General features: G+C 55.3%; 5 protein-coding genes. 4 read left to right on the forward strand and 1 reads right to left on the reverse strand.

Going from position 1 to position 6,542, the window contains the following annotated elements; translation table 11 throughout:
* The first annotated feature begins 63 nt into the window (after positions 1-63).
* The gene (dusA, locus tag AC3WMV_RS09440) at positions 64-1,083 is read left to right on the forward strand and encodes a tRNA dihydrouridine(20/20a) synthase DusA (protein WP_103368816.1); all 1,020 of its coding nucleotides are present in this window, start codon (positions 64-66) and stop codon (positions 1,081-1,083) included.
* A 52-nt stretch (positions 1,084-1,135) separates the two neighbouring features.
* Here the strand turns inward: dusA and AC3WMV_RS09445 are convergent, their stop codons facing one another.
* Entirely contained in the window at positions 1,136-1,969 is an 834-nt protein-coding gene (locus AC3WMV_RS09445; protein WP_027611490.1) for an undecaprenyl-diphosphate phosphatase, read from the reverse strand.
* Positions 1,970-2,475: 506 nt separating this feature from the next.
* Here AC3WMV_RS09445 and AC3WMV_RS09450 point away from each other — a divergent pair.
* The 3 genes from AC3WMV_RS09450 to AC3WMV_RS09460 all read left to right on the forward strand — a co-directional run bounded on the left by AC3WMV_RS09450 (position 2,476) and on the right by AC3WMV_RS09460 (position 5,921).
* Positions 2,476-3,216: a winged helix-turn-helix domain-containing protein gene (locus AC3WMV_RS09450; protein ID WP_103368817.1), complete on the forward strand. Its 741-nt coding sequence runs from the start codon at positions 2,476-2,478 to the stop codon at positions 3,214-3,216.
* Positions 3,217-3,494: 278 nt separating this feature from the next.
* Positions 3,495-4,139 (forward strand): winged helix-turn-helix domain-containing protein, encoded by a 645-nt coding sequence (locus tag AC3WMV_RS09455; RefSeq protein WP_027611488.1) that lies wholly within the window; start codon positions 3,495-3,497, stop codon positions 4,137-4,139.
* Positions 4,140-4,526: 387 nt separating this feature from the next.
* On the forward strand, positions 4,527-5,921 hold the full coding sequence (locus AC3WMV_RS09460) for an undecaprenyl-phosphate glucose phosphotransferase (RefSeq protein ID WP_103368818.1): 1,395 nt from the start codon (positions 4,527-4,529) through the stop codon (positions 5,919-5,921).
* Positions 5,922-6,542 lie beyond the last annotated feature (621 nt).

The raw sequence follows: 6,542 nt of genomic DNA on the forward strand, positions 1-6,542 counted from the left end.
AGCAACCGACTTCAGAAAACAAGGAAAAATGGGTAAAAACCGCTGTATAAAAGATCAGTATCAATGAATTTCGAAAAACCCCAATCGCCCGTAAACACTAGCCACCCCCGTTCCGAGCCGTCTCGCCGTTTCAGTGTGGCGCCGATGATGGACTGGACTGATAGGCATTGCAGATACTTCCTACGCCTCCTGTCGAAGAACGCCCTGCTCTACACCGAAATGGTCACCACCGGCGCCCTCCTCAACGGCGATCACGAACGTTTCCTCCGTCACAACGAAGCCGAGCATCCGCTGGCGTTGCAATTGGGCGGCAGCGTCCCGCTGGATCTGGCCGCCTGCGCGCGTATGGCGCAGGAGCATGGTTACGACGAGGTGAATCTGAATGTGGGCTGCCCGAGTGATCGGGTGCAGAATAATATGATCGGTGCGTGCCTGATGGGGCATCCGCAGTTGGTGGCGGATTGTGTGAAGGCAATGCGCGATGCGGTGTCGATTCCGGTGACGGTGAAGCATCGGATCGGGATCAATGGGCGGGACAGTTACGCCGAATTGTGTGATTTCGTCGGTACGGTGCGGGATGCCGGGTGTACCAGTTTTACCGTGCATGCGCGGATTGCGATTCTGGAGGGCTTGTCGCCGAAGGAGAATCGCGACATTCCGCCGTTGCGGTATGACGTGGCGGCCCAGTTGAAGGCGGACTTTCCGGAGCTGGAGATTGTGCTGAACGGCGGGATCAAGACGATGGAGGCCTGCCATGAGCACTTGCAGACCTTTGACGGTGTGATGCTTGGGCGCGAGGCTTATCACAATCCGTATTTGCTGGCGGAGGTGGATCAGCAGTTGTTCGGCAGCACCGCGCCGGTGATCAGCCGGGCCGAGGCGCTGGCGCAGTTGCGGCCTTATATTGCCGAGCATTTGCAGGCCGGTGGTGCGATGCATCACATCACCCGGCATGTGTTGGGGTTGGGCACCGGGTTCCCGGGTGCGCGTAAATTCCGCCAGTTGTTGTCGGTAGATATTCACAAGGCCAAGGATCCGCTGGCGTTGCTGGATCAGGCCGGCGAGTTGCTGCAAGGGCGTTGATGCCCTCCCTCCGTAACACGCGCCAGGCGGGGTGATCCGCCTGGCGTGCGCATCACCCCGCCGCCGCTTCCGTCCAGTTCACCCAGCCAAACACCCACGTCGCCAGAATCAACAAGCCAAACGCGATCCGATACCAGGCGAACGCGGCGTAGCTGTGGTTGGCGATGAATTTGAGCAGGCCGCGCACGGCGATCATGGCGAAGATGAAGGCGATGACGAAACCCAAAGCGAACACTGGGAGGTCGCTGGCCTGGAACAGGTCGCGGTATTTGTAGCCGGAGTACACCGCAGCGCCGACCATGGTCGGCATGGCGAGGAAAAACGAGAACTCTGTGGCGGCTTTCCGGGACAAGCCGAACAATAAACCGCCGATGATGGTCGAGCCGGAGCGGGACGTGCCGGGAATCATTGCCAGGCATTGCACGAAACCGATTTTCAACGCGTCTGACCAGCGCATGTCGTCGACGTGATCGACGCTCACCACATGGTTGCGCTGTTCGGCCCACAACATGACGATGCCGCCCACCACCAAGGCCATGGCTACGGTGATCGGGTTAAACAGGTATTGATGGATTTTGTCAGCGAACAGTACGCCAAGGACCACCGCCGGCAGGAAAGCTATCAGCAGGTTGAGGGTGAAACGCTGCGCATTGCGTTGGGTCGGCAGGCCTTTGACGATGTCGAAGATCTTCGGGCGAAACTCCCAGACCACGGCCAGGATCGCGCCCAGCTGAATAATGATGTTGAACGCCATCGCGCGTTCGCCGCCGAAGTCCAGCAGGTCGGCGACGATGATCTGGTGGCCGGTACTGGAGATCGGCAAGAACTCGGTCAGGCCTTCTACCGCGCCCAATATCAACACCTGGATAAAGGTCCAGAAATCCATTAATCCTCCGTCAGAGCGCTCTTGATGAGCGACCGGTCAACTGTATTCAGGAATTGAGTATCTGAAGTTAAACAATCGGTATAACGCGACACCCATTGCCTGATCAGGCGACGGAGAATATGTCTTATCAAAAGACACACTCAAGCCATGTTAATAAACGTCCGCCTACGAACTACACGAAAAATATTTAGGGCTATAGTAGAAAAAGTTCGACTGGCCAATAAAGTGTGATCCAGCTCACATTGTCTCAGGATCGTCGACAGTGGCAATTGGACATGAATAAAGCCATCGCCATAGATTCAAAATAGTGGCACAATTCCACATCGCCATCATGTAACGACTAGTTCACAACCCCGAGAAAATCAACTAAAAGCTTGAAATGCTTAATTATTGTTAGAAAACTCGGGAGCCACGTCTAAAAATCGCGTGAATGTTACCAATTGTCAGTCACAGATGAGAACCGGTGCTTTAACATCCCGATGTCAGCACCTAATTCGAGTCAAAGCATGATGCTCTCAGGGAACTTGGCGACTAGAAGTCCGCGCCCGACAAACGACGTACTCGGCGTTCTCACACTGGGCCGTACCCGTGGCGTGGCCGAACATTTTAGTGCGCTGATCGCAAAGCACGTACGCACTGATATGGCACTTGAGGCCAGTTCGTACACTAGTTCCTATAACAATGAACTTTCTGGTTCGTATCGAGCCATCTTCATCGTTATCGACACTCCGCAAGCGCTGGAAGACAATCTTGCGCTGATCGAGAACCTGCGTTCCGACAACTTGAAACCGATCATTTGCGCGGTCATAACCGGTCGCGGCGCTTTCAACAAGATCAAGTACTTCCTGGCCGGTGCCGACTTCTGTATCAAACTCAATACCCTTTCCGACGAGGGCGACGAGTTGCTCGGTGAATTCTTCAACAGTGAAGAATGGCAGCGGGATATCAACCTCACGCTCGACCCGACGCGCATCTGCCTGCAGGGCGGCACCAGCCAGAAACTCGACATCTCGTTCGCCGAGATGAAGATCCTGGAAGCCTTCGCGCAGACCAGCAATCACATTCTCAGCCATGATGAAATTGCCAGCATCATGGGGCTCAATACCAATTTCTACGACCCGAGAGCGCTGGAAAAATCCATCAGCCGCTTGCGTGGAAAAATCAAGGACATGTATGGTACCAACGCGATTCAGAGCATCCGCGGCTACGGCTATCGCCTGATGCGGGGTCTGATATCGACTGCCTGACTCTCGGGCAGCCATTCTCTTTGCATAATCACGAAGGATCGTCATATGCAACCATACAGCTCAAGTTGTACTTCAAATCTACTAATAATCAAGCCATTGAATGAGCACGGCTACACCGAACCATAACAATAAACTTAACAACATAGCAGCAGAACGAGTGGAATTTATCGAGGCCATTTTGGGCCCAGACCCTGCCTGTCGGTTACTTCCAAGGAAGTCATTGCTCGCCTGCCGATTTACCTTTTCGCCCATTTTGGTGCACATTTTAGGAGAGAGACATGGAAACTAGTACAACCCTCCCAAGAAAATATTTTGTCGTCGTGACCAACAGTACAACGTCGCAGCGTGAACTTGAGAGCATTCTGTCCAGCGAGCGCTTCAATTCGTTTGGCACGTCTCAGGCACAAATGTTTATTGAAGGTGCTACTTCGCCCTCTTCCGCTCCCATGCTGATGGAGTTCACTTACCCAAGGGGCACCCGGAAAAACGTTGCCCGCACGATTGAACACGACACCCAGCGCATATTGGCCACCCTCGAATCGGAATGGCTGTCCGCACAATCGGCGAAGCCGTTTCAAAGTGCAGAGAGCGACAACCGCACTGCTGCCATCGAAGACGCCGCCACTTGCAACGAAACCTGGCATCTGGACAACGATCAAGGCGCACTGGTCAAGGAAGGCGTCGAGATCAGCCTTACCGGACTGGAAACCGCGCTGGTGCGCAAAATGCTCCATCACGAAGAACGTGTAGTCAGTCGAGATGACCTGATCCTCAGCATCGGTCGCGAGCCGGAGCAATATCGCGGCCTGGAGATGTGCCTGAGTCGCCTGCAGGACAAGTTCAAAAACGCGAGTAATGGTGAGCGATTGTTCCGTGCCGTAAGAAACCGCGGTTATTGCCTCATTCAGGAAATCGTTGCGTAAATACCGCCGATATCCGCGAACAAAACAAACAGAAAACAGTGCGATTACAAAAACAACAAGAGCACTCTGTTTGGCTTCCCCCCTGGTAATAATAGCTCCCTGCCTCCACCCCTCCTACAGTAACAAACACAACATAATTTATTCACCCCCCGCTCTGCGACCTTTTCTAACACCCTTGTATTTGATTATTAAAAAGTTGGCACTGTGCCATCTTGTTAGAACTCGTCAGACACCCTCTCCGGCAATAACTTAGTCTATTGATTGACGACAGTTCGGCCTATCGACGTTGTTACCTCAGGACACTCGTCCAATAACAACAACAAGCCTATCTAGCAACTCGGACTTCAACTGTCGAAACCTGAATGGACGTATTTCTGGGGATATCTCATGGAACTTTCTCTACGGATCAATCGAAATAACGGCCTCAAGGGACTTACCTTCTGGGGCCAATGGGCATTGGCGCAGGCTTTCATTGTTGCGTTGTTATTCATACTGGCTGAACGGCAGACGGGCACCGTCGAGTTCTACTACCGCATGTGCGCGACACTGGCGGTACTGGCCTCGGTACCGGCGTATACGTTTAGCGGCGTGTACCGCAAGCAGGACAATTACCTGACCGGGCTTGGACGCTTGTTCATGGGCTGGTCGATGACCATGGTGGCGCTGGCCGGCATCGCGTTCGTGTGCAAGGCCGACGAAGTGTTCTCCCGCGAGGTGACGCTGAGCTGGGCGGTCTACGGCTTCCTCGGTCAGGCGCTGATGTACGCGCCACTGCATGCCTTTTCCAAGTACTACCAGCGTTCCCGCACCAGCGCGCAGAAGACCCTGATCGTCGGCACTGGCGAACTGGCACTGGGTCTGGCGAAGAAGATCAGTCAGGTGGAAAACCTGCCGCTGGTAGGTTTGGTCAGCAATGGCGCGACACCGACTCTGGATTCGGATGCGCCGCGTGTGGTCGGTGATCAGGAAGATTTGCTCAAGCTGATCAAAGACCATGACATCCGCCGGTTGTACATCACCCTGCCGCTGGCTGAGGCCGCGAAAATCGAAGCGATGTACGTCGACTTGCTCGGCGCCAACGTCGATGTGGTCTGGGTGCCGGACTTGAACAGTCTGACCCTGCTCAACCACTCGGTGAAGGTCGTGGACGGTCTGCCGGCGATCTGCCTCAACGAAAGTCCGCTGACCAGCCGCCCTACTGCTGCGCTGAGCAAGAGTCTGGTGGAAAAAGGCGTGGCGCTGCTGGCGATTATCCTGCTGAGCCCGGTGCTGCTGTTCATCGCGTTGGCAGTGAAGATCAACTCGCCGGGGCCGGTGTTCTTCAAGCAGGATCGCCACGGCTGGAACGGCAAGGTGATTCAGGTCTGGAAATTCCGCTCGATGCGCGTGCACGATGACCGTGAAGTGGTTCAGGCCAGCCGTAATGACTCGCGTATTACTGCGGTCGGGCGCTTCATTCGCCGCACCTCGCTGGATGAGCTGCCGCAGTTGTTCAACGTGCTACAGGGGCAAATGGCCCTGGTCGGTCCGCGTCCGCACGCTGTAGCGCACAACCACTACTACTCGGGGAAAATCCTCGCGTACATGGCTCGCCATCGAATCAAACCGGGTATTACCGGGCTGGCACAGATCAGCGGCTGCCGTGGCGAGACCGACACCATCGACAAGATGCAGCGTCGGGTGGAGATGGACCTGCATTACATCAACAACTGGTCGTTGTGGCTGGATCTGAAGATCCTGGTGAAGACGCCGTTTACGTTGTTGTCGAAAGATATTTATTGATGGACTGGTGACAAACCAGGCGATACCGCAAGGGGACGAAAGTCCCCTTTTTTGTGGGCGGGATTTGATGGTGGGTCAGGCGGTTGCGAGAGTGGCAGTGCCGACGCCTTCGCGAGCAAGCCCGCTCCCACAGGGGATCTCGGCATGGATCGGGATATGTGCCTCACCACAAAACACTGTGGGAGCGTGGCTTGCCCGCGAAAGCGGTGGGTCAGGCAGCTCAGATGTTGAATGTGCCGACGCCTTCGCGAGCAAGCTCGCTCCCACAGGGGATCTCGGTATGGATCGGGATATGTGCCTCACCACAAAACACTGTGGGAGCGTGGCTTGCCCGCGAAAGCGGTGGGTCAGGCAGCACAGATGTTGAATGGGCCGACGCCTTCGCGAGCAAGCTCGCTCCCACAGGGATTGGGGGCGTTCACTCAAATCGGGCACACCACAAAATCACTGTGGGAGCTTGCCTGCAAGCGATAGCGGTGGGTCAGGCAACATGGATTTTGAATGGACTGGCGTCTTCGCGAGCAGGCTCGCTCCCACAGGGATCGGGGGCGTTCACTCAAATCGGGCACACCACAAAATCACTGTGGGAGCTTGCCTGCAAGCGATAGCGGTGGGTCAGGC

The organism is Pseudomonas sp. FW305-3-2-15-E-TSA4 (genome assembly GCF_058787295.1).